Annotated in this window: 19 protein-coding genes; 6 read left to right on the top strand and 13 right to left on the bottom strand. The window is 44.1% G+C overall.

Annotated features, from left to right (window positions below; genetic code table 11):
• Nucleotides 1-3 precede the first annotated feature (3 nt).
• From FHS16_RS04520 to FHS16_RS04535, 4 genes are read right to left on the bottom strand one after another with little or no spacing between them, the layout of a single operon-like run.
• The gene (locus tag FHS16_RS04520) at nt 4-1,818 is read right to left on the bottom strand and encodes a glycosyltransferase family 2 protein (RefSeq protein WP_183559266.1); all 1,815 of its coding nucleotides are present in this window, start codon (nt 1,816-1,818) and stop codon (nt 4-6) included.
• On the bottom strand, nt 1,815-3,275 hold the full coding sequence (locus FHS16_RS04525; protein ID WP_183559268.1) for a class I SAM-dependent methyltransferase: 1,461 nt from the start codon (nt 3,273-3,275) through the stop codon (nt 1,815-1,817). The genes FHS16_RS04520 and FHS16_RS04525 overlap by 4 nt, the downstream gene beginning before the upstream one ends.
• Before the next feature lie 8 nt (nt 3,276-3,283).
• A complete protein-coding gene (locus FHS16_RS04530) occupies nt 3,284-4,489 on the bottom strand; it encodes an ABC transporter ATP-binding protein (RefSeq protein WP_183559270.1) in 1,206 nt (401 codons plus the stop codon).
• Nucleotides 4,479-5,291: an ABC transporter permease gene (locus FHS16_RS04535; RefSeq protein WP_183559272.1), complete on the bottom strand. Its 813-nt coding sequence runs from the start codon at nt 5,289-5,291 to the stop codon at nt 4,479-4,481. Before FHS16_RS04535 ends, FHS16_RS04530 begins: the two co-directional genes overlap by 11 nt.
• 341 nt (nt 5,292-5,632) lie before the next feature.
• On the opposite strand from FHS16_RS04535, the gene FHS16_RS04540 reads away from it, so the two are divergent.
• Nucleotides 5,633-7,900, top strand: coding sequence for an O-antigen ligase family protein (locus FHS16_RS04540; protein ID WP_183559274.1), 2,268 nt, complete (start codon nt 5,633-5,635; stop codon nt 7,898-7,900).
• Between the two features lie 240 nt (nt 7,901-8,140).
• On the opposite strand, the gene FHS16_RS04545 is transcribed toward FHS16_RS04540, so the two are convergent.
• From FHS16_RS04545 to FHS16_RS04570, 6 genes are all read right to left on the bottom strand, one after another.
• Entirely contained in the window at nt 8,141-8,938 is a 798-nt protein-coding gene (locus tag FHS16_RS04545) for an ABC transporter permease (protein ID WP_183559276.1), read from the bottom strand.
• A complete protein-coding gene (locus FHS16_RS04550; protein WP_183559278.1) occupies nt 8,931-9,851 on the bottom strand; it encodes an ABC transporter ATP-binding protein in 921 nt (306 codons plus the stop codon). The genes FHS16_RS04545 and FHS16_RS04550 overlap by 8 nt, the downstream gene beginning before the upstream one ends.
• A 90-nt stretch (nt 9,852-9,941) precedes the next feature.
• Nucleotides 9,942-10,127 (bottom strand): hypothetical protein, encoded by a 186-nt coding sequence (locus FHS16_RS04555; protein WP_183559280.1) that lies wholly within the window; start codon nt 10,125-10,127, stop codon nt 9,942-9,944.
• Nucleotides 10,128-10,288: 161 nt separating this feature from the next.
• The gene (locus FHS16_RS04560) at nt 10,289-10,762 is read right to left on the bottom strand and encodes a S24/S26 family peptidase (protein ID WP_183559282.1); all 474 of its coding nucleotides are present in this window, start codon (nt 10,760-10,762) and stop codon (nt 10,289-10,291) included.
• Between the two features lie 11 nt (nt 10,763-10,773).
• Nucleotides 10,774-12,156 carry a sugar phosphate nucleotidyltransferase gene (locus tag FHS16_RS04565; protein ID WP_183559284.1) on the bottom strand — a complete coding sequence of 461 codons (1,383 nt, stop codon included), beginning with the start codon at nt 12,154-12,156 and terminating at the stop codon, nt 10,774-10,776.
• 48 nt (nt 12,157-12,204) lie between these two features.
• Nucleotides 12,205-12,645 (bottom strand): PilZ domain-containing protein, encoded by a 441-nt coding sequence (locus tag FHS16_RS04570; RefSeq protein ID WP_183559286.1) that lies wholly within the window; start codon nt 12,643-12,645, stop codon nt 12,205-12,207.
• 132 nt (nt 12,646-12,777) lie between these two features.
• Here FHS16_RS04570 and FHS16_RS04575 point away from each other — a divergent pair, with 132 nt between their 5' ends.
• Nucleotides 12,778-13,146 (top strand): helix-turn-helix domain-containing protein, encoded by a 369-nt coding sequence (locus FHS16_RS04575; protein WP_183559288.1) that lies wholly within the window; start codon nt 12,778-12,780, stop codon nt 13,144-13,146.
• 347 nt (nt 13,147-13,493) lie between these two features.
• On the opposite strand, the gene gltB is transcribed toward FHS16_RS04575, so the two are convergent.
• Entirely contained in the window at nt 13,494-18,098 is a 4,605-nt protein-coding gene (gene gltB, locus FHS16_RS04580) for a glutamate synthase large subunit (protein ID WP_183559291.1), read from the bottom strand.
• Between the two features lie 426 nt (nt 18,099-18,524).
• Here gltB and FHS16_RS04585 point away from each other — a divergent pair, with 426 nt between their 5' ends.
• Nucleotides 18,525-19,862 carry a stalk domain-containing protein gene (locus FHS16_RS04585; protein WP_183559293.1) on the top strand — a complete coding sequence of 446 codons (1,338 nt, stop codon included), beginning with the start codon at nt 18,525-18,527 and terminating at the stop codon, nt 19,860-19,862.
• An 8-nt stretch (nt 19,863-19,870) separates the two neighbouring features.
• Here the strand turns inward: FHS16_RS04585 and kapB are convergent, their stop codons facing one another.
• The gene (gene kapB / locus FHS16_RS04590) at nt 19,871-20,266 is read right to left on the bottom strand and encodes a kinase-associated lipoprotein KapB (protein WP_312890773.1); all 396 of its coding nucleotides are present in this window, start codon (nt 20,264-20,266) and stop codon (nt 19,871-19,873) included.
• Between the two features lie 202 nt (nt 20,267-20,468).
• On the opposite strand from kapB, the gene FHS16_RS04595 reads away from it, so the two are divergent.
• The 3 genes from FHS16_RS04595 to FHS16_RS04605 all read left to right on the top strand — a co-directional run bounded on the left by FHS16_RS04595 (nt 20,469) and on the right by FHS16_RS04605 (nt 24,204).
• Entirely contained in the window at nt 20,469-21,584 is a 1,116-nt protein-coding gene (locus FHS16_RS04595) for an MGDG synthase family glycosyltransferase (RefSeq protein ID WP_183559296.1), read from the top strand.
• An 85-nt stretch (nt 21,585-21,669) separates the two neighbouring features.
• Nucleotides 21,670-23,085: an NAD-dependent malic enzyme gene (locus tag FHS16_RS04600; RefSeq protein WP_183559298.1), complete on the top strand. Its 1,416-nt coding sequence runs from the start codon at nt 21,670-21,672 to the stop codon at nt 23,083-23,085.
• A 474-nt stretch (nt 23,086-23,559) separates the two neighbouring features.
• On the top strand, nt 23,560-24,204 hold the full coding sequence (locus FHS16_RS04605) for a YqaA family protein (RefSeq protein WP_183559300.1): 645 nt from the start codon (nt 23,560-23,562) through the stop codon (nt 24,202-24,204).
• Between the two features lie 164 nt (nt 24,205-24,368).
• Here FHS16_RS04605 and FHS16_RS04610 read toward each other — a convergent pair whose 3' ends face one another.
• Entirely contained in the window at nt 24,369-25,382 is a 1,014-nt protein-coding gene (locus FHS16_RS04610; RefSeq protein WP_312890774.1) for a C40 family peptidase, read from the bottom strand.
• Nucleotides 25,383-25,473 lie beyond the last annotated feature (91 nt).

The raw sequence follows: 25,473 nt of genomic DNA on the forward strand, positions 1-25,473 counted from the left end.
ACATTACCCCAATATTTTTTTAATTCGATTGTAGATTTTATTTTTAACTTTAAACATGAACATAGTAAAACCCATTTTTTGAATGTTATAAATAACATTTTGTGGTCTACTCAGTATATGATCAGCGTCATTAAACCAACTACCAATAGGCAAATCAGTTTGTTGTCTAGCATACTTATTACGAACAATCTTCAAATATTTATCAAACAACAACTGCCTTGAATGATGATGCTGTGTTTCAGCAGGAATCCTATAAACAGATGTAACCTTTTCTAAATAGAGAAAATCATATTTTAAGGCGAATTTCAGCCAAAGATCCCAATCCTCAAGTACTTCCAATTCGGGGTCAATTCCACCAAGCTCGCTATACAATTCTTTTGAAAATAGTACACATTGAATAGGAAAATAGTTGTGATGCAGTAGCACTAATCTATTGAATGGTTGTCTATGTTGAACATTATGATATAACTCCTCATATATATATGGCTCTTTTGAAATCACTTTAATAGGCGTTTCGAAAGCATGTGCATAAGCTGCTTTTTTTTCAGGATTATTAACTAATTGATAGCAAAGCGTTTCAACATGATCGGCATATAAGACATCATCGTCATCTAGAAAATTTAAATACTCGCCTTGTGCTCTATCCATTGCAATATTCCCAACAATACAACGACCAACTTTATCTCCAGTTGCGTAATAATTGATATTCAGACCACTAAATTCTTTCTCAATTAATTCCCTAGAAACATCTGGTCCATCCTCAACAATTACAACTTCCAAGTTGGAATATGTTTGATTTCTTACACTTTCTAATGTCTCCCTTAGCATCGCTGGTCTTCCGCATGTTCTTATCAATATTGATACAAGCGGGCTTCTATGTGGGAGTTGATTTACATAGAAAGCGCCATCCCTAACAATTTCATAATCCCACAGGTGGAACGATGGTTGGAATGATAATTGTGAATTGATTCTTTTCCACGATCTATAGCGTTGACCATCAGTAAAACTTTTCACCAGTTTTTTAAGTACATTTTTTCTATGCCCAGCAAAAGGTACTCTATTAAAAAACAAACTATAATAGAGCGCATAACCTTTAACAATATCTCGAACGGTTCCAAATTTATATCTTAACATTAGATTATTATAAGTACTGTTATAAAACTGGTTAGGTTTTACTTGACCTGCACTTTCGTAAGTATAATGATGAATAATACTTTTAGGTACATAAACAAGTTTATAACCATGTGCTCTTAATCTCCAGCTTAAGTCTACATCTTCTGCATACATAAATATTTTTTCATCGAACATACCTACACTTATAAATACTTCTCTAAGAACCATACAAGCCGCACCACTTGCCCAAGTCAGTTCCATTGAAATAGGATTATAATTTTTAGGATGCTCATAAGGGAATTGTCGGCATTCCCATAAAGCAACATCTTCACTGCTATTCGATGCATTTAACATAAGTTCATGTATTGCGTTTTCTTCAACTTCAGTGTCTACATTAAGAAAAAACACAAATTTTTGTTTTGTTTTATTCACACCATAATTATTTGCGGCGCCAAAACCTAGGTTATCATTCAAAAAATGAAAATAAAAACCACCAAAATAATGAGACTTAGAATACTTTTCAATTAAACTTTTCGTTAGATCAGAAGAATTATTATCTACAAAGGTAATATGAATCTTATCAAGCGGGAAGTTTGTTTTAGTAATGCTATCTAGACACTTATCTATCCATTTTTCTGAATTGTACGTTACGATGATAATATCCAAAGCTTCCATTGTATTCTTTGTTAATACAACTTCATTCATTTCCGTTCCGACACTCCTCTTATTATATTTGTTAACCATCGTAGAGGTTTAGTTAGCTTCCACGATCGAGAATTTAACAAAATACTTTTCTCATTTTCTAACGTTCTCAACTCAGTTTTCAATAAATCGATCTCGTTCCCAGAAATGTCTAAATCGTTCTCTAGTTGTATTAGCTTGGTAATTAACACATCTTGATTAACTTTCAATTCCTCTAAAGAATTGATTAGTTCATTTTTTTCGATTTTTGTAATTAAAATTTCGTTTTGTATGTTTGAAATTTCTTTTTTAAAACTAGTCATGTACTGGGCATATTGCGATAAAAACCCTTCCGAATCTCTTTGTATCTTCATATGAATACTAACTTGGTATTCTTCTTCTGTTTGCATTAGATCAAAATGAAGAAGCAACTGCGGATCGCTCCCATAAGCGCTCAATACACACTTTTCTTCATTTGAGATATATTCTATGTCGTGCATGCATGTAACTATTGATGCTACATTCTGTCCGATCCATCTATTAATAACATTCCCATTTTCATCTGATAAAATGATATGATCAATCTCAATTAATCCTTCGAAATTTGTTGGATCAAATCTCAATGGATGATGCAAGAATTCGTCTGTAACGTTAAACTGATATAATTTCAAACTCTTATCCATTGGATTTATCGATACTTTCAAAGAAGAGTCTTCATTGAACTTTTTATCTTTTGCCCAGAATAATTGAGCGTATTCTGCAAAAACGTATGATGTATTTTCAACTACCTCTTCGATCGAATCATATTCACTTATTTTACCCGAAACCGTAATAAACTGATAAACATGCGCATCTTGTCTTGCAATCAAAAAATCACTCACTTCAACTGGCAAACTTGTATAATCCTGTTTTAGCTCAGTATGTTCAGGCGACATATTTGTGGTTTTCCATTTAAGCGGCTTCAAATCTGCTTTACTCATTAGTTCCTTGACACTCTGCCTTGTAAAAAACCTCAAATGTGTGTTATCAAGGAGCCCTAAAGAACGGTATTCAAACTTACCTTTTAATAATTCAATAATGACTGCTGAATGTCCGATATTAGGAATAGACGTTAAGATAGTTCCATTTGGTTTCAGATAAGCACTTGCTTCCTTTAATACAATTTCAGGATATTTCAAATGTTCCAACACATCAGCAAATATAATATGATCAAACTCAACCCCAACAGGAATCTCATTCTTCCATTCTAAGGTCTCTGCATCGCATACAATCATTCTTTCAACAAATGATTCCGCAATTTTAGCTGCTTCTGCATCTATTTCCACACCGATCACCTTACAATTAAGCTCATATTTTAGATAAGCAGTCATATAACCCTTAGCCGGTCCAAATTCCAATACGGTCGTATATGGTTTAATTTCCCTGAGGATCAACGATAAAGAATTATCCGATGTCATATCAATATTAAAGTCGTATTTCATACCATCGTCTACCTTTCGAAATCCCATTTATGATCAATGAATGTAATTCCTTCAGCAAAATATTTGTTAGAGCTAACCCGGAAAGACTCATATCGTGCCTTATAATCCAATCTTACTAAACCTGAGCTCTCAAAAAAGCCAACATCGACCGAATAAGTCCCAGGTAACAGTTTTATCTTTTCATATTTCAATATTAATTTGTATTTTCCAGGAACATTCGGCAATTCATATCCATCGAGTTTCGTATTTAAGCCGCATATATAAGTACCTTGCCGATCAAACAAAGCGATGCCACCTACTAAGAACTCCTGCTCCTTAAATTGACGATACGACATTTCAACATATACATCCTCATCAAACTCAAAATCTTTCTTTATTTCGCCAATCTCATTTTTGAACTCAACTTTGTCTATTGAGATAACATGGGTTGAAGCATTTTTCTCAGGCTCTATAGTGTCATCCTTTGTTTCCGTATCAAGACCAAATTTCATAAAATCCTCGTAATTTTTTGTTACTGTGTTTGCGTCCCCGCGTTGATGAATTTGACCATCTATCATCCAAATCGCTTCATCACAAAAATTACGTATAGAGTAGCCATCATGGCTTACGAATAAAATAGTTTTCCCTTCATTCTTAAATGCTTTCATCTTTTCAATACATTTCAGTTGAAACTGCATATCACCTACAGCTAAAGCTTCGTCAACAATCAGAATATCTGGATTAACATGAATGGCACAAGAAAACGCCAGTCTTACGAACATCCCTGATGAATACGTCTTCACGGGCTGATCAATAAACTCCCCAATATCAGCAAATTCTTCAATTGAATCCATTCTATTTTTAATTTCGGTTGGGCTAAAGCCATTAATAGCTCCGTTCATAATAACATTTTCTCTACCAGTAAATTCCGGGTTAAACCCGCTGCCAAGTTCAAGCAAAGCAGCGATTCTACCATTTATAACAACCTCCCCGTCAGTTGGTTGTAACGTTTGAGCTATGATTTGTAATAATGTACTCTTTCCAGATCCATTTTTCCCAATAATCCCAATAGTTTGCCCTTTGTGCAAAGACATCGAAATGTTCTTTAGAGACCAAAATTCTTTATATGTTTTCTTTCTCAAAATGGACTGTTTCAATCGATCTATAGGTTTTTCATACATTTTAAACGATTTACTCACATGCTTTAATGAGATAATAGGTGCATCAAAGGACATCTGCAAAACCGCCTTTCGTTTTTTGAAACCAAGCATATCCCAACCATGACAAAAGGACTCCAATTATTGTTCCAATAAATAACCATGACCAATCAGGCAATTGGCCTAATATAATAACTTTTCTCATATCCTCTACAACGTAGCTAATCGGATTTATATAATAGAAAAAACGAAACTTCTCAGGAATAATTGAAATTGGATAAAAAATTGGACTTAGAAACATTAACGCTTGTACAGCTATTCCTAAAAACTGGCCTATATCACGAATAAAAACGCCTAATGAAGCGAAAAACCAACTTAAACCTAAAGACATAAATAGTAGCGGCAATAAAACAATCGGTACAAATATGATTGTCCAGTTAAAAATACCCATCAAGAGTATTAAACCTGAAGTAAGAATAAATAGACTTATTAAAAAATGGACTAATGCCGAGCCTAATATAGTAATTGGAAATATCTCAAGTGGGAATACGACCTTTTTTACGTAGTTTGGATTATTGATAACGATGCTTGGAGAACGAGTAATTACATCTGAAAATAAATTAAAGGTAATTAGACCACAAAATAAAATCAAAGCAAACTCAACCTGGCTCTCGCCTGCTCCGCCGCCCCACTTAGCTTTGAATACCACACTAAAAAAATAAGTATAAATAAGCAACATCATCAATGGATTAATAAATGACCATACAATACCAAGATACGAACCTCTGTATCTGCCAATAACTTCTCTTTTAATGAATTGATTGATTAGACTTTTTTGATTCCACAAATGACGTAACATGAATTTCTTTGTATTAACCATTTCTTTACCTCATTCTATCTATTTTTATTTTTAAAAAACTACTTTTTGATAAGTTAGACTTCATTTATCAATAATCAAAGAGACTTCTCCTGATTGTTCACCTTCGTTATCTTACCAAAGTTCCTCCCATTTTCATACCTCATTCTCCTTCCAAAACCAAACAAATTGTAGAATTTTTACGAAACGTCGCCGCATTCGACAAATCCCAATACCTACAAATCTGTAAACAACATACAAATTAGATCCCTGCCATTCTAGCAATCTCCCCCCCTATTTGTTAAAATACAAACAGAAGCAATCGATATCTCTATACATATAACAAGGATGAGGAGTACTTACGAATGAGCGCACGAAAGAATGAAAAAGCCAATATGTCTGCGACAGCCGCTGATGTTACGCTGTTGCGTTGGATTGGAACGATTGGTATCGCCTTATTTTTGGTCATTTTCCCTTACGAGAAAGGTTTGTTTAATGGTTATGAACTAGCTTTTGAGAAGCCCATTTATGCTGCTGCTATTTTCGGATATGTGCTGCTGATTGCCGCAGCCGCCTACGTTTACCGGAAAGCCCAGCATCATAGCTATAGGGGGTTTTTGTCGATTGGCGTCATGATTTTGCCGCTCATTTATTGGCTGTCTTCCTTTCAAGCCGTATCCAGCTATTATGCAAAGTTCATGACATTAGTCTTTTTCTTGCTCGCAGCTTTATTTATATCCAGCCTTTATTTGGCGGAGTCTAAGCAATCTCGAAAAACGATCGAATATGCGCTCATGCTTTCTTCCTACTTGATTGTCTTGCTTGGTATTTTCAACTTATTTGGTCAAATGTACAACAGGGACGCGCTTTGGCTAGCCCATGACGGCTACCGTCTATCCTCGGTTTTTCAATATTCGAATACGTATGCGGGCTTCCTCCTCGCATTATTTCTAGTTAGCCTTTATTATGCGGTACACTGTATTCGTCCTTCTGCACGAATTATACATGCGGCTATGCTTGTTCCAATCTGGATTTCCTTCATGTTTACTTATTCACGCGGGGCAATCGTTGTTATCCCTGTTATGATATTGGTATTGCTTCCATTTCTTCGTTTTACGAAACAAATCGCATATCTTATATTCATGGTTCTATCCGTAATTGTCTCTATGGCCATATTAGGCAAGCTCACAACGAATGCCGATGCAATCGCTAAACTTGTGCAGCCAACAGAAACGAAAGCGGAAAGTCCTATTTCCTTGTTCAGCTCCTTGCCGTTACAGAACTGGGGACTTCTACTGCTCGGAATGATTGTGACAACTGCTTTAATTATACTTTATCATGCCAAAGTAGGCGGTTGGATGGAGGCAAAGCTGGCCAAGGTGGCCACGCGCAAATGGTCCTTCGCAGCCGTGCCTGTTATTGCCATTATACTGGCAGCTATAGTTGCCGGAAGTTTGCTTGGCAGCAGTGCCATTCGCGGCTTGCTACCTGACAAAATTGCTACCCGCTTTGAGAACATTAACCTTCAGCAGCATAGCGTACTTGAACGACTAACCTTTTACAAAGACGGTCTTCATGTAGCCGAAGATTACCCGCTGTTTGGCGGTGGCGGCGGCGCTTGGCAGGCGATGTACGAGCAATATCAGAACAACCCTTATTGGAGCCGGCAAGCCCATAGCTTCTTCGTTCAAGTACTAGTAGAAAGCGGCTGGTTAGGACTAATTGCATTAATTGCTTTTCTAGTACTTGTATACGGCTTATACATTAGAAAATTCATTCGCCATCCTGAGCTGCGCGGCAGTCATTTTATCTTTTTCATCTTTTCATTAGGCCTGCTTATGCACAGTGCGATAGATTTCGATATGAGCTATGTCTTTATCGGTGCGGTTGTCTTTATCTGCTTAGGTTCCATGCTTGCACCTTACGGAAGCAAGCTTACGTTTGAACGAGTAAGCTTAAAAACATTAACGGACCGAGGCTGGTTCAAGCTTGCAATACCATCTCTATTAGCGATACTATCCCTATTTGCGATCATTATCGCCGCTCGTGAATCCAGTGCGGTTAATAAATACGATAAGACATATGCGCTTGCCGTTCAGCAGCAGACGTCTCTAGACGACCTGCTTCCCATGCTGGACGAGGCAATTAATGCATCGCCTTCCCATTCCGCGTTTGCACTGACGAAAGTGAATTGGCTCGAACAAGCCTATGCTCAGACGAGCAATGCTGATCTATTAGAGGATGCTATTCAAACTGTCCATCTCGGAAGAGAGAATGATCCCTATAATCGTGTTCTGCTCATGTCTCAGTACCGGTTGTTTCAAACAAAAGGTTCGTTTGACGAATCATTGAATGTCATAGATGAAGGACTGAAAAAATTCCCTTGGGACATCAATTTGTATGAAGCTGCAATCACGTCCTACGTCAAAGCTTACGAAACGGCATTAACCGAAAAGAATGAGCTGAATGCAGGAAAATATTCGCAACGTGTAACCGATCTTTCCCATGAAATACAAAGAAGAATTGATCAGTTGGCTGAATTGCCGCCCGAACAGCAGCAGGGACGCTCCTTCGCATTCACGCCGGCTATCGAACAAGCTCTTTCACAGCTTGAATTAGCCTCCGCAAAGTAATGTTTTATCTCGAGAAAACGGCTCGCCTGTATGCTATGTGCGCAGCGAGCCGTTTTTTTTCGTGTGCATTGACGATAATGACACCAATAGACCAGACTTATATCATGCACAAAAAAACCTTCAACACCACTCGAGCGTGGAGCTGAAGGTTTTTGCTTATTCTATCTTACGAACAAAGCGGTAGCTGAATCTCACAATATATTTCGGGGACAGCCCCTCAATACATCGAATCATCTACTCCTATGAAGCAACGTCCCTTTTGTTAAAAATATACCAGGTCAACGCGATGAATACGACATAATAAACGCCTAGCACGGTTAAGGAATACCCTAAAGTCATGCCTTCTCTCATCGGATTTCCATCTAAATACTGGGTCAGATTCAAGTGGATAAACAACAAATAATCGATCCACGTATAATCCAGCATTGCAATTAGTCCAACAAAGCTATTCACCCCAAGCAACAGGAAAAGCGCAAATCCGATAGCAAGTCCGCTGCTGCGGAATATGGTGGACAGCATAAAAGCCAAAGTTACTGTCACGACTAGTGAAACCAACGTTAAACCGTAGTACTTCAGCATATAGGAAAACGGGTTGCCGCCATCCATCCCTACAAATGTTGTTTCGGCATCTGGACCTGCATTTATTCCAAAACAAATCCAGTTCACGAGCAGCGTGCTGCCAAACAAGATGATTGCAAGCAAAAGCGCAAATATCATAATCGATATATATTTAGATAATAGTATTTTGGAACGTGACCACGGACGGATCAGCAGCAATTTTATCGTCCCGCTCGTAAATTCTTCTGCAACTCCCCCTGCTGCGATAACAACTGTAAAGATCGTTACGAGCAAGAACAAAATGGATGATTCCATAAAGGCTACATCCCACATCGAGGTGTTGCTTCTTTCACCGAATATAAGCCATAGAATCGATATCGTTAATACTAACAGAACCAGAATCCCTACCATTACCCACGTACGAGGACGACGGTAAATTTTCATATTCTCATTCTGAATCAGCGGCAAAAAATTACCCAATTCGTTCCCCTCCAGTCACTTCGAGGAATTGATCCTCTAGTGTTTTGACTTGTGCCCGAATACCGTATACTTTAATACCAGCAGCGACGAGCGATGCATTGATTGCCGCTGTACTCTCACGATCCGCTTCTACCGCAATCGCATTGGTCCCCTCCAGCTCGCCTGCTAAACCCGCAGCTTGCAATACGTTAATTGCTGCTTGCGGTTGATCAATCTCAATGACGACCCGATTGCTTGCCTTAGCCGCGTGCTCGCCTCTAATCGTCCTTACATCAATCAGCTTCCCGTTCTGAATGATGGCAACACGGTCGCACATCAGCTCCATCTCGGAGAGCAAATGACTCGATACGAATACTGCGATGCCTTCTTCCTTGGACAACAAGCGCAAGTAATCACGAAGCTCGCGAATACCTGCTGGGTCCAAGCCATTCGTCGGCTCATCCAAGATGAGAAGCTGCGGCTTATGTAAGATCGCCTGAGCTACGCCTAGGCGTTGACGCATGCCAAGTGAGTATGTTCTAACTTTATCGCGAATTCGGCCTTCTAGTCCAACCAGCTTAACGACCTCGTGTACACGATGCTCGGTAATGCCTGGAATCATGCGTGCGTAATGAATCAAATTATCATATCCGCTTAAATATTTATACATTTCAGGATTTTCTACGATTGCCCCAACATGACGAATCGCTTTCTCGTATTCTTTGGTTATGCTGTGCCCGCCAATCGTAATTTCTCCGTCAGTGAGCGACATCAAACCCACCATCATACGAATCGTTGTCGTTTTGCCTGAACCATTGGGCCCAAGAAAACCAAATACTTCCCCAAGCGGCAAGTCAAGCGTCAATCGATCAATGATCGTTCTTTTGCCAATTTTTTTTGTTACGTTATGCAATTTAACAATAGGCTGCTCCATATCTGTGCTCCTCCTTCAAAAATCCAAATCTTATTCATTATAAACGATTAAGGAAACAATTGGAAGTTTACAAAAAAATACACCTCCATCCTACAGCTGAGCTGCGGAATGGAGGCTTGAATTATCATTCGTTCGATAGGGCTGTATAACATGTTCGGCAACTTTCGCATCTGCGCGAAGGAACATTTTATAGTCATAGTTACTGGTCTTACCCGCCGTTCCTACTATAGCATCCAGCTTATCCTGCTCCACGCTGCATGCTAAGCAATAACCCATTGGATGTACCACTCGGAAAAAACCTGTTCGGAATAAAATGTCCGCTTCAGGATTTGTAAGCATCTCCCTGCAACTAACACAATAAAAACGGTCCTTTGAACATATCATCCGATAGATCGCTCCCTCTCTCTTTCGTAATGATTGTATCAACTTTTTTTAGATTAATGTTCATTTCCAATTGCAGACGTTCGATCATAACGTCTATGGGCAGCCCACCTTGATATTTTTGTCCAATAAGGGATTTGGAGTACTGCAGCCTCAATCAATCGTGAGCGCCAATGATGTACATAAATTGCTCTGCCGTCCCTATGTACGGCCTTTAGCTTTCCAATGATTTGTGAGTAGTATACGGGTAGCTCAGGCACATCATAGGTATCTCCTCGGAATGTATAAATTGCTGGGTGCTGTTCGTCATCCAAGTCAATGATTCGATATAGCAAAAGCTGTCCTTCTTTGTTTACAAATAAGCACACATCGCCAATCTGCAGATCCTTCTCACGTACTTTCACGAATGTGGACACGTTCCCATCCTGAACGAGGGGATACATCGCATCTCCGTAGCACGTAATATCGATAAATCCTCTGCTAGCCATGACCTTCGCAACAATGACAGCCAGCTCATTCCGAACCATCATACTCTAGTCTCCTATACCATATTAATTTGACTAGTAATCTCATCCCAAGTGATACCGAGCCTAATAATGTCGTCATCCGCGATCTGCTCGCCTGTTTGGACTTCGATCAACTCCATATTTACGATGGCACGAACGCTATGACGGGCTCGCTCTGGAATCGTTATCGTATCCCCCGGTCCAATATGCCTATACATTTCATCAAGAATTAGAATCCCTTCTCCTGATAAAACCGTCCATGCTTCCTTGCGTTTGAAATGCATCTGATAGCTCATATTATTTCCAGCTGCAATAAATAGCCGTTTGGTCATGCTATGTAGTCCTGAAGCAAGTATTACGGAATCTACTACCTTAGAATGCCCCCAGCGCCGTTCCTCGTATTTAGGCTTCTCGTTCATGGACTGAAGCTTTGCATTCAGTATCGAATCGGCGTCTTTATTGGCAACCAGGATCCCATCAGGGCTTGCAGCCACTATGATATTGTTCAAACCAACAATTGAGATCGGTATTTCTAGTTCATTAAAAAGCTGCGACTGGCCGCTGTCATGCGAGATGTCTCCAGCCCCCATCCTCTCAAAGGCAATTTCCTGGGATAAGGTTTTCCAAGTCCCTAGATCTTTCCATTGCCCATCATAACGAATAACAGAGCGCAATTCTGTTTTTTGCGTAACCTCAGCCTCGAAGCTCGCTTTAGGCAGCTTATAATATTGCTTGTATAACTCATCGTAATGGATTGGCAGACCGCGATTCATAAGCATCGTGATCATAAAATCAAGCTTAAAAGCATAGATGCCGGTATTCCATAGCGCACCAGCTTTAATCAATGCTGACGCTTCAGCTTCATATGGCTTTTCCTTGAATAGCTTTACTGCCTGCTCATACGAGCCTTCTTCCTCGCTCAGTCGGCTCGATTCCGGAATGATATATCCATATTGCTCAGATGCGCAGCAAGGCTTGGTCCCGACCATAAGCAATTCCGAGCGACTCTCTCTCTCCAGCTTCGGGAGTCCTCTGATGCAAGAAAAGAAATCACTTTCCACAAATGCATCAACCGGCATTACAATGACCGTTTCACTTAAAGATACGCCTGCGATCGAATACAAATAGGCAGAAGCTAATGCCACGGCTGGATATGTGTCCCGTTGCTCGGACTCAAGAATGACCGGTGCTTCTGAACCAAGCTGCCTCTGCAGCAGCTCAAGCTGCTCGCGACAGGTCGATATCCGCGTATGCTCCTGCAAATCTGCTTCATCTAACTGTCGCCATATTCGCTGCAGCATGGACTCCATCGCCCCATCTGGACCTTCTAGTACCGACAAATACTGCTTGGCCCGGCTGCTGTTTGATAACGGCCATAGCCTTTTGCCAGACCCGCCGGATAACAAAATGATCTTCAAAGCATAAACCCCCTTCTTACAGGTCCTCGTCTCATTACTAGTAATGACCTATCCGCTGTAATGCAGCTTTTTCGTATTCAGTAGCCGACTATATAAATAATGGATTTTTTGCTGCTGTGGCTGTCTCTCCAATATTTCCTGATTCATTACCCCTATGATCAAAGAACGTAGCGTATTCGAGCATTCGAACAATACGCCATGTGCATATTGATTATCCTGTTTGGCATTCCATACGATTCGACCTCTCACAATAATTTGCACATTTGAGATCGTCATCCGAAATTCCACAAAATAATTATGCTGAACGGGCAAATGCAGACCAGACAGAAAGCACAAGCCGTTTTGACTTAAATTAAGCAGAAGAACGGTAGTCGTCGAGGGAGTCAACTGCTGACCGTCTTTGCTTACCAATCTTAACTCTGCCTTCACGCCTTCCGTGAAGCGAAGCCTGATGTGGGCGCGCGAGGTACCGTTTGCATTCGTCGCCATTTGCCATTCCTCCATCGTACCTAGTAGATAATTTGATTCTTTTTCCTCATGAATTTTCGCAAATGTATGCATAATTCTCACATCCGTATTAGAATAGATAGACAGAAGTCTTTTCATTACAGGAGGCATTGGATGAATATCGGCAATCGACTTGCGGAACTCAGAACTGAGCGGAAATGGACGCAATTGCATACCTCTGTCGCGCTAGGCATTTCACGCGCTGCATTATCGCATTATGAGAAAAACCGAAGAGAGCCCGACTCTGAAACATTATTGAAGTTCGCAAATCTATATCATGTTACGGTCGACTATTTGATTGGCCGGACATCCATCCGAGGCCAGCAATTAAGCGATGGCGTGCGGAATTTTGTCGATCAACTCGAGCTTTCCGATGATGATCTGCTGAATAAATATCAACTGACCATCGATGGCCGGGTACTTACTGCTGAGGAAACAAAATGGTTTATTAACTTTGTACGTGCAGAACGGTTGGAGAGCTAGTGCCTTCAACCACTGCAGGCCACTTAGCCTTGCATATCCCGATCTGCTCGAATATGTCATCTATTTCAAGAACAATGAAGGGTGACGGAATGACTGCTTCTTCTGTTGTCATCTTGACTTCCACTCTACTCATAAAAATAAACTCCTAATAGAAAAGTAGTAATGATACAAATGTTAACATCATTATACCCGACTCGCCGGATGGAATTTGTCAGTTAATGGACGCATCTTTTTTCTAATTTGGTGGCATTTTGTCGAAAAACAAAAGGGACTGTCGCCTGAAGTAGTTATTGCTACTTCAGGGACAGTCCCTTATTTCAATCATTCAGTTACGATGCCTAAATATATTATTTCCCGCCTGCGCGCGCAAGCTCTCTTTTATTCGCTTCGAAAGCAGCAAGCAAGGCTTCTTCCCCTACTAACCCGGTATCCTCAACCTTACGAATTTGCTCAAGCATACGTTTGTAATCCTTTGGAATAACTTTGACGAATTTCGACAATGAAGCATCCCAATCATTAAGCAAACGTGATCCAATTGCGCTTTCCGTATATTGCACATGTGATTCAACCAAGCCCCGCAGCTCTGCTACATCGACCGAGTCTTCAAGGCGCTCCAGCAATACCATCTCAAGATTGCAATGATTGTAGAAATCGCCTTTCTCGTCGTAGATGTATGCAACGCCGCCAGACATGCCAGCTGCGAAGTTGCGGCCTGTGTTGCCAAGGATAACGACACGTCCGCCTGTCATATATTCGCAGCCATGATCGCCTACGCCCTCAACAACGACATTCGCTCCACTGTTACGAACAGCGAACCGTTCACCTGCTGCACCGCGGATATACGCTTGACCGCTAGTCGCGCCATATAGCGCAGTGTTGCCGATAATGACATTCTCCTCAGCCACGAAAGTTGCCTTCGGAGATGGTGCAACGATAATTTTACCGCCAGAGAGGCCTTTGCCGACGTAGTCATTCGAATCGCCTTCGATCGATAGCGTGATGCCTTTCGGTACGAATGCGCCAAAGCTCTGTCCGGCCGTTCCAACAAAGTGATAAGAAATCGTATCTTCAGGTAGCCCAGCTGCACCGTAGCGGCGAGTAACCTCACTGCCTAGTATCGTACCGACAACCCGGTTCGTGTTCAAGATCGGGAAGGTGCCGCGTACGCGTTCACCGTTCTCAAGCGCTGCTTGCGCAAGAGGAACTAGCTGCTGCATATCAAGCGATAGCTCAAGGCCATGGTTCTGCTCTTGAATGTTGTAACGAACTGCATCCTGCGGAAGATCCGCTTCGTACAGCAAGCCTGAAAGATCGATGCCCTTCGCTTTGTAATGCTCGCGAAGCTGCTTCGTTTCAAGAATATCAACGCGTCCGACCATTTCTTGAATGGTACGGAAACCTAGGTCAGCCATAATCTCACGCAGCTCTTCAGCTATGAAGCGCAGGTAGTTTACCACATGACTTGGGTCACCCATGAATTTCTTGCGAAGCTCAGGGTTTTGCGTTGCTACGCCAACAGGACAAGTATCCAGCTGGCACACACGCATCATAATGCAGCCAAGCACGATGAGCGGTGCCGTAGAGAAGCCGTACTCTTCCGCGCCAAGCAATACTGCAATAGCAACATCTCGGCCATTCATCATTTTGCCATCTGTCTCAAGCACGACACGGTCACGCAGTTTGTTGAGCATGAGCGTTTGATGCGTTTCAGCTAGACCAAGCTCCCATGGCAGACCCGCGTGGCGGATAGAACCCATTGGAGATGCGCCTGTACCGCCATCATAGCCGCTGACCATGATAACATCCGCGCGGCCTTTCGCAACACCAGTCGCGATCGTGCCTACACCAACACCGGAAACGAGCTTAACGTTAATGCGTGCGCGCGGGTTGGCATTTTTCAAATCATGAACGAGCTCCGCCAAATCCTCAATAGAGTAAATATCATGATGCGGCGGCGGTGAAATGAGTCCTACGCCTGGGGTTGAACCGCGAACCTCAGCTACCCAAGGATAGACTTTAAGACCAGGCAGCTGTCCGCCTTCACCAGGCTTTGCGCCTTGGGCCATTTTAATTTGAATCTCATCGGCATTTACCAAGTAGTTGCTCGTTACGCCGAAACGTCCCGAAGCTACTTGTTTAATTGCACTGCGTCTGGAATCTCCATTCGCATCAGGGATAAAGCGCGCCGGATCTTCCCCGCCCTCGCCCGTATTCGATTTGCCGCCAAGACGGTTCATCGCGATAGCAAGGCTTTCATGCGCTTCTTTACTGATTGAACCAAACGACATTGCGCCGGTTTTGAAGCGTTTCACGATCGATTCGATTGATTCAACCTCGTCTAACGGAATCGCTTGACGTCCATCCTTGAATTTAAGCAAGGAACGCAGCGTCAAATGTTTCTTGTCCTCGCCCTGAACGAGCGTTGAGAATTTCTTGTACAGCTTGTAATCATTCGCACGCGAAGCCATCTGAAGCGTATGGATCGTCTGCGGCGTGAACAAGTGGTCCTCGCCGTCTTTACGCCATTGGTAATCGCCGCCCGAATCAAGCTCCTTCTCGCTTCCCTCTTGTTCTGAGAATGCACGGTTGTGATGCTTCAATGTCTCTTCAGCAATCACGTCAAGACCGATACCGCCGATACGCGAAGGCGTCCATGTGAAGTACTCGTTGATAACATCCTCTTTCAAGCCGAGTGCTTCAAAAATTTGAGCGCCGCGGTAGGATTGGATCGTCGAGATACCCATTTTGGACAATATTTTAATAACGCCTTTAGTGGCGGCTTTGATGAAGTTTTTCACTGCTTTTTCATGTGACACGCCACGCAGCATGCCTTGGCGGATCATATCGTCCAGCGTTTCGAAAGCAAGGTACGGGTTAACTGCGCTTACGCCGTAACCGAGCAACAATGCAAAGTGATGCACTTCGCGCGGCTCGCCAGACTCAAGCAGAATAGCTACCTTCGTACGCGTACCTTGACGGATCAAATGGTGATGCAAAGCGGATACCGCAAGCAAAGCAGGAATTGCAGCATTGTCTTTGTCAACACCGCGATCGGATAAAATTAACAGGTTATGTCCCTTAGCAATTACGCGGTCAGCAGCTTCGCACATTTGTGTAAGCGCGGCGCGCAAGCCCGTTTCCCCTTCGCTTGCAGGGAAGAAGATCGGGAGCGTGATGGAACGGAAGCCGGGACGACGCACATGGCGCAGCTTAGCGAATTGCTCATTGGACAAAATAGGCGTATCCAACTTGATATGGCGGCAGCTCTCCGGCTCCGGGTTAAGCAAGTTGCGTTCAGGCCCGATTGTCGTACCCGTTGCCGTAATGATCTCCTCGCGGATAGCATCGATCGGCGGGTTTGTCACCTGCGCGAACAATTGCTTGAAGTAGTTGTACAGGCGCTGCGGGCGCTCAGACAATACAGCAAGAGGCGCATCATAGCCCATCGAAGCAATCGGCTCTGCGCCGCTGCCAGCCATAGGCTCAAGCACTTTCCGCACATCCTCAAACGTATAGCCGAAAGCTTGCTGTCTCATTTGGACCGTTGCGTGATTCGGCTCTGGAAGCTCTGGCGCTTCCGGCAGATCCTCAAGATCGACGAGATGCTCATTCAACCATTCGCGGTATGGATGCTCTGTCTCGATCTCCGCTTTCACTTCCTCATCGGAAATGATACGGCCTTTCTCTGTATCAACTAACAGCATGCGCCCTGGACGCAAACGGTCTTTGTACAGAATATCTTCAGGCGGAATTTCAACGGTTCCCGCTTCAGAGCCTAGAATAATATGATCATCTTTCGTTACGTAATAACGTGCAGGACGCAGACCATTACGGTCGAGCACCGCACCGATTTTCACGCCGTCCGTAAAACCAAGCGCTGCCGGTCCGTCCCATGGCTCCATCAACGTACTGTGGTATTCATAGAACGCTTTGCGCTCGTCGCTCATGTTCTCATGGTTGGACCATGGTTCCGGAACCATCATCATCGCGGCATGCGCCATTGAACGGCCCGACAAGAACAGGAATTCAAGCGTATTGTCGAACATAGCCGTATCAGAGCCGTCAGGGTTAATGACCGGCTTAATTTTCTCGATATCGTCACCGAACAGCTCCGTCGCAAACAACGTTTGACGGGCATGCATCCAGTTCACGTTACCGCGAAGCGTATTGATCTCGCCATTGTGAATCATATAATGGAATGGATGCGCGCGCTCCCAGCTTGGGAACGTGTTTGTGCTGAAACGGGAGTGCACGAGCGCCATTGCCGATACAACCGACTCATCGTTCAGCTCTGTGTAGAATGAGCGAACCTGTTCCGTTGTAAGCATCCCTTTATAAACGATCTTTCTCGAGGACAAGCTCGAGAAATAAAACATATTGCCGCCTTCTTTGCCGGCGTAGCGAATCGCAAGCTCTGAACGCTTACGAATCACATAGAGTTTGCGTTCGAACGCCATGTTGTCCTTCAAGCTATCGTTCATGCCAATAAATAGCTGACGAACATATGGCTTAACAGCCAACGCTGATTCACCTAGCTTCTTATCATCCGTTGGAACCGTACGCCATCCGATTACCGTTTGGTTCTCTTCCAGAACAATCGATTCCACTTCACGCTCAATTGCGCTGCGAGCAGCTTCATCCTGGGGCATGAAAATCATGCCTACGGCGTATTGCCCTTCGACAGGCAGCACGATTTCTTGCTTCTTTAATTCAGCTGCAAAAAAGGCATGCGGAATTTGAAGCAATATACCCGCTCCATCTCCTGTATTCGGTTCGCTGCCTTGACCGCCGCGATGCTCCATGTTCTCGAGCAGCATCAGCGCTTGGCGGATGACCTTGTGTGATTTGATTCCCTTGATGTTGGCCACAAAGCCCATGCCGCATGCATCTTTCTCAAACTGCGGATCATAGAGCCCCTGCTTCGGCGGCAATCCCAAAATATGTTCTTTCATTGTGTGCAACCTTTCTATGAGAAGATTTTTGGGTAAGCGTGAACGTGTTGAAAATAAGCATCGATGAATACGCATTACGCTTCATTTTTCGCTTGTTCTATCATAGAATGGTAGTCAGCGAGGCGCATCGGCCTGCTCCTTTCCACTCATAAGCTAAACGGCTGCTGCTCCGACAAAAAGAGCGCATCCGGTTAATTGACCATATACCGGGCCTATACCGCGACATTGCGATTATTATATTATTTTAACATTAGGCCATAGCGGAATCAATTTAATATTTTCATAATTATTTGCACTATTTTACTACAAGAGCAAAGGAATATTGCCTTTATTAAGCAATGCTGTGGCCGATTCACCGCGAAATACAAGCATAGCATAGTTCGCTGCTTCTATTTCCTTATATTTTATCAGAAGGAAGTGTTCCTGTTGTATAGCAAGTTAAGGAAAGTGGCCATACAGCCTGCAGCGTCCGTTATTATTGCATTATTAATTGTAAGTACGTTTGTCTTTCAGCCTCTGATTGGCCCTACCGTACGTGCAGAGTCTGCCTCCCCATCGAGCATGGCGGCTCCCGCCACAACCAATACCTACCGAATCGTCGCTGTCGGAGACTCCTTGACTGCCGGCTATGAGCATGGCTTCACCGAGCAGTCCATTCCATACGGCTATGTAGAGCATGTTTACGAGCAAGCCTTATTTCACGGTTACCGCGCCGAATATTCAAACTACGGCTTACTAGGCCTTAGAACCGCTGGCCTTAAGCGTTGGATGGATGCAATTGTCAAAGGGTCTGATATCAATGGCGATGATATTCAGAAAGCACTTCCTGACCCCCGTACTGAGCGTCTATTCGCTGAATCTCCATTGCTGCGATCTGCATTGACTAAAGCGGACTTAATTCTGCTAACCATTGGCGGCAACGACATGTATGCCGTATTAGAGAAGCTCGAGAAGGGAGCTGATCCTGCTGATGCAGCAGTGAGCTTATCGTCAGCGCTAAGCGGATATGAAACCGAGCTCGAATCGGCGCTGCGGCTAATGCTCCGTCTTCAGCCCAAAGCCCAAATCGTCATAGCCGATCAATATTTGCCCATCCCTAAACCTATAAGACTCGGCGCACTTGTTTTTCCATTATACCCAGAAGCCGACCGTTTGTTCCTTGAAGCAAGCGTCAAGCAGCTGCGAGAGCGTCTTAACCTTATCGTCCAACGGCTGACAAAAGACGGCTATCAAGTAAAGGTTGCAAATGCCGCAGCAGCTTTCGTAGATAACGAGCTCCGCTACACATCTATTGAAGATGGTGATATACATCCAAGCGGTGCAGGCTATGCGGCTATGGGGAAAGCATTCTCCAAGGCCATTTGGGGTGATTATCGCGAGGTGAAGGCTGCGGGGCAGGAGCAGCCTATTCATATTGTAATTGATGGCGAAGAGCTGCTTGGCACGAGCGGCTCCCGCATCGTAAAGAACTATACCTATTTGCCGCTTCGCAGCGTAGCGGAAGCAATGGGGGCGAGCGTGAAATGGAATGCCTCGAAGCGCACGGCTTCGATTAAGCTCGCGAATCGAACCGTCGATATCGCTGCCGGCTCCGCAGCCATTATGGTTAATGGCACTGCCCGGTCGCTAGAAGCGCCTCCTGCCTTCATAGATAACTTCGGCAAGTCGCCAACCTTGTATGTGCCGCTTGCAGCTTTGTCCGCAGGACTTCAGTTCCAGGTCATCTATCGCGGCACCTTAAAAACGGTCTTCATTAATAAATAGCAGTTTGTCTATTTGTATTCCTTCTGAAGCTGCTGCATTTGTTCGAGTGCCTTTGCCGCCCAGCGATGCAGACGGTCAAGCGCAGCAACCTCTGCCTCAGCAGCAGCTTTCAATGATGCTCCATATTCCGGCACGGAGCCCGCATAGGGCAACACATCACGCAGCAGCACCGTTGTTTTTTCTGTATAGCTAAGGGCACGCCGCTCATGGAACATAGGAACATCTGGATTATAAGGATTGTGCAAATCCCCCTGCTCCGGATGCTTCAGTACGGCGAGCACCTTGACTAAGGCGCGGGGTCCATTTATTTCGATGAGTTCTCCCACATACTGACCGGATCGAACTTCTGCTTTTACATATTCTCCTATTTTTATGCCCTTGTCATTTTGATTCGTCATGTCCATTTTGATTAACCTCGCTTATTGTTTTATTATCGCTTGTAAAATATATGTAAATATAGTTAAGGACAGGGAAGCATAAGCTTATCACATGCACTTCGTCATTCTAGGATAAATTATCCAAAGCTTTATTAGCAACCCTTAAGGATAAAACTTGTGTTAGTTGCACTTGCATCGTAATATGGAATTAGAAAAGTAGGTGGAATGAATGCGTAAGAAAAGAGTGCTCCTGCTCTCTGAAGGCTTTGGCTCCGGTCATACTCAAGCTGCCTATGCGCTCGCTGTCGGACTAAAGCAGTTAAGTCCGGGGATTCAGACCCGCGTCATCGAGCTTGGAAAATTTCTTAATCCGGTGCTTGGTCCATGGATAATATCCGCATATCGCAAAACAGTTAGCAAACAGCCCAAGATGGTCGGTCTTATGTACCGCAGCAACTATAAAAAATCGTTCAATCGACTTACACAGCTTGCGCTCCATCGCATGTTTTATACCCAGACATCGCAAGTCATCTCCCAATTGAAGCCGGATCTGATCATTTGCACGCATCCGGGACCCAATGCGGTTGTAGCAAGACTTAAGCGCCTTGGGTTGGACATGCCGCTGTACACGTTAATTACTGATTATGATGCGCATGGCTCTTGGGTGAACAAAGAGGTCAACCGATATTTGGTTTCCTCGCCTCTCGTCAAGGAGAGGCTAATTGACAAAGGGATCACGGAGAATCGCATAGAAGTAACAGGCATTCCCGTTCATCCGAATTTCTGGCATACATACGATAAAGAAGAAGTACGCGAGCAGTTTCAGTTGAAAAATATGCCGACGGTTCTTATCATGGGCGGCGGCTGGGGAATCATGTATGAGGACAACGCCCTCGAATACATGACCAAGTGGCGCGAAACCACCCAATTGATTTACTGCGTTGGCTCCAATGAGAAGATGAAAGAAAAGATGCTGTCCGATCCTCTCTTCCGGCATCCGAATATTCGCATCCTCAGCTTTACCCGAGAGGTCAATAAACTGATGGACGTGTCTGATCTGCTCATTACGAAGCCAGGCGGCATGACCTGTACGGAAGGCATGAGCAAAGGAATTCCGATGCTCTTCTACGAGCCGATTCCCGGCCAAGAAGAAGAAAACTGCGAATACTTCATTAGCAACGGTTTTGGTGAAATGCTCGATTCGAACGATACCGTCGATCGATGGTTTTCGCTCATCCACGAGCCTTATGCCTCCGGCCAATTCAGAGAAGGTCTACTAACTAAGCGAAACCTACAATACGACCCAATGAGTTGTCCGAACGCCGTCCTGCGACTAATGCAGTGACGGCTTTCTTTTTTTGGGGAGATTATGAAGCATAAATAGTGTGTACTTATTCAAATAGTATAATGGATGAAGGGAGCTGTTTATTATGGGATCACAGATGACCGACGGCAAAACGATTATTTTGAGGGTTGAAATTGATACTAATATCGCACAATTTGGACGGGCCGCTACCGCGATTGAGCAAGCTAAGGGAGACATCATCGCAATCGACGTCATACATACGGATAAAAATAAAAGCTTGCGTGATTTAACCGTGAAAATTACGGAAAACGGCGCTGCCGAACGGCTCACGTCCGCGTTAAAGGCAATTCCCGGCATTCGGCTCGTACACATTTCAGACCGCACTTTTCTGCTTCATTTAGGCGGAAAAATAACGATCCAGCCCAAAACCCCTATTCAAAACCGAGACGACCTGTCAAGGGTTTACACGCCTGACGTGGCAAGGGTTTGCCAGGCTATATTTGAAGAGCCCTCCAAGGCTTTTACGCTCACGGTCAAAAGAAACATGGTGGCAGTCGTGTCCGACGGAAGCGCCGTTCTTGGATTAGGCAATATCGGACCTTACGCTGCCATGCCGGTCATGGAAGGAAAGGCCATGCTTTTCAAGCAATTTGCCGATGTTGATGCTTTCCCAATCTGCCTCGACACGCAAGATACCGAAGCGATTATCGCTACTATCAAAAACCTGGCGCCCGCTTTCGGCGGCATTAATCTGGAGGATATATCCGCACCGCGCTGCTTCGAGATCGAGCAAAGACTTCGGGATGAGCTTGATATCCCCGTGTTTCACGATGACCAGCACGGCACGGCTGTCGTCCTATACGCAAGCTTGCTTAATGCTCTGAAGCTGACTGGCCGGAGCATACGCGATACGCGAATCGTCATTTGCGGCATCGGGGCTGCCGGCACTGCATGCACCAAAATGCTGCTCGCAGGCGGCGCTGAACATATCGTTGGCGTTGATCGCGAAGGCATCCTGACAGCCGACAAGACTTATGAAAACCAGGTATGGCAGTGGTATGCGGACAATACGAACCCGGAGCGCCAAAGCGGAGGACTGGCAGAAGCTTTGATCGGCGCTGATGTTTTTATCGGCGTTTCGGCTGGTGGTATACTGACTCGCGCTCATATTGAGACGATGGCTAAAGACCCCATTGTTTTCGCAATGGCTAATCCTGAGCCCGAGATTAGACCAGAGCTTGCTGAGGACATTGTTGCGGTATTTGCCACTGGCCGCTCGGACTATCCCAACCAGATCAACAATGTTCTTTGCTTTCCTGGCATCTTCCGCGGGGCACTTGACAGCCGGGCTACGACGATCAATGAGGAGATGAAGCTTGCGGCTGCAGAAGCTATCGCATCTGTTATAAGCGATGAAGAGCTAAGTCCGATGTATATTGTTCCTAGCGTCTTCAATACACGCGTTGTTGAAGAGGTTCGCAAAAGGGTGATTCAAGCCGCTCAGCAAAGCGGCGTTTCCCGCCGTCAGACGCGGGAATAGCATCACATCAGCAATCATGCCTCACATCGCATTGAGCAACCTATTGCTTCACGATAATTGCAACTTCCTCAATTGCATAGCGCACCCTTTCGGGTACTTAATAAACGCCGTATATCTATGGGATCATCCCGTAAATATACGGCGTTTATTTGTTCTTGTATGAATTGAGAATCAATTCATGTATCTGAATACATAAGGTACAAACCTTAATAATCAAATAGGAGGTTTATTAAAGGTGATTGAAACCTTTAAGCGAGCCATACGTATTCGTTCTAAGGAAGCAACATCAGAAATGAACACATGACAACTATCATCTTCTTAACCGGATTAATTGTGCTATAATTAAAATATCAAGCGCTTAAGCGCTTTTTCAACAAGCTGCAGCATATATTAGCAAATATGGGAGTTTTTATTCTAGAATATCTCGATAAGCAGGCTTTATGTGCAGTTAGTTGATGGAAAGGGAGCCTGGTAATGTTTCAAGCAGTTGTCGACTTTTTAGAGAAATTCGGGCCTCTGGGACTATTTATTCATGCATTTCTTGACGCTGTTATTTTCCCCATTCCCGCGTTTTTTCTTCAAGTTTCATTGAGTCTACTCAACCCAAGTACAGCCTTATGGCTGGCTACCGTGGGCTATGTTGCTTGTCTCTTAGGTACACCTGTAGGGTATTATCTAGGCAAGGTGATGGGCAAATCAGTCCTATATAAGTTTTTGAAAAAGGAATGGATCGACGCTGCCACTGAAAAATTTCAGAAGAACGGTGAAGCCGCCATTCTCATTGGTTCTTTCACGCCTATTCCATTCAAAGTATTTACGATTCTGTCAGGCTGCTTGAACTTTCCAATCTGGAGATTAATCGGGTATGCGGCAATTGGACGGGGCCTGAAGTTTTATATTGTCGGCCTCCTGTTTTATTTTTACGGTCAATCTGCAGAAGGTATGGTAAAGGACGTTTCCTTGTATATTTTCATTGGAGCCGTTCCCATCGTCGTTGTATATTTGATCATTCGCAAGAAGCGCAACAAAAAAAAGGCTTTAGCGCAGCAACAAGCGCAGCCTTCGGCGCAAGAACCAATGAAACAAGCTGAAGGTACAACCATCCAAATCGATTCTTAAATGCTATGAAATATAATCACAAAAGCGTAAACTGCTTTTGCCGTCCTCTGCGGCAAAAAGCAATCGTTTCGCGGAGATATATAAGCATATTTATATGACAAAACATATAAGTTCTTATATAATAAAAGGCCGATCAGACAAGTCTGATCGGCCTTTTCGCTTGATTATAACGCGCTTCCGCCAAACACGAGACGGTATTCCCAGTGCGTTCCTTCGATATTGCTAATTGTAACGCCTCCGCCTTCATTGGAGTACGTATGCAATACCTTTCCGTCGCCTAAATAAATGCCATCATGCGTGATCGTCTGCGAGGACTTGTCGATTCCGTTGTACGAGGAAGCCTTAGTCCCTTTATAGGACATGAAGAAAACCAAATCCCCCCGCTCAAGCGCTCTCCAATTCGTATTGGCTGTTCCTTTATCTTTGACGTACTGGGCTTGCTGCCTAGAATCTGCCGGCAGCCTAATCCCTAGCCCATCTAGAAACGATTGCCTAACAAAGTCAGAACAGTCGAAGGTCGTCGTCGTGTTGCGGTCTGAACCGTATTCATATGGCGTACCCAAATACTTCATACCCGCAGCGATCATTTTCTCAACCGACTCGTCCTTCGTGTCATCCGGTGCGGTTACTGGGCCTCCGCCATTCCCGCCATTGCCTGTCCCTCCATCCGGAATAGTACCCGAGACGCTTAGGTATGCAGCTTGCGTGCTCACAAATCCCCTAACGCCATTGCCGTCCCGAACCTCATACCAATAGCTGTTCGTTTTTGCAACGATCGTCACTATCTCGCCTTTCTTCAAATATCGGATGCGTTCGCCTGACGTGGATGCCGACTTGCGGAAGGAAACCGACGCTTTCACGGTTGCATTGCCCGTTTGCTCCGGTGCTGAGCTTTGCAGCTCAATATATTGGGAAGACGTCGATATGTATCCCGATCTGCCTGAGGAATCGGTTATTTTATACCAATAGGAATTGATCTTCTCGACTATCGTCACTTGTTCGCCTTTCTTTAGGTTTCGAATAATCGAGCCTGATGTGGAGGGAGCGGACCGCATATTTACGCCGGACTGAACCTCTCCTGCCTGTGCGGCAAGCGCTGCCGGAACCGAAATTGAACTGAATAATAAAGCTGCCGTTAATGTTGCTGTTGCCATCCTTTGTTTCATCGTGTATTGCAAACTATACGCCTCCCTTGGTGTGAAAACAGTGAAAATATAACGGGTTCTGATCCCATTGTAGTTTCGTTTCGGGTAGACAAGTATCGACCAA

The sequence above is a fragment of the Paenibacillus endophyticus genome, assembly GCF_014192395.1.
Lineage (GTDB): Bacteria > Bacillota > Bacilli > Paenibacillales > Paenibacillaceae > Pristimantibacillus > Pristimantibacillus endophyticus.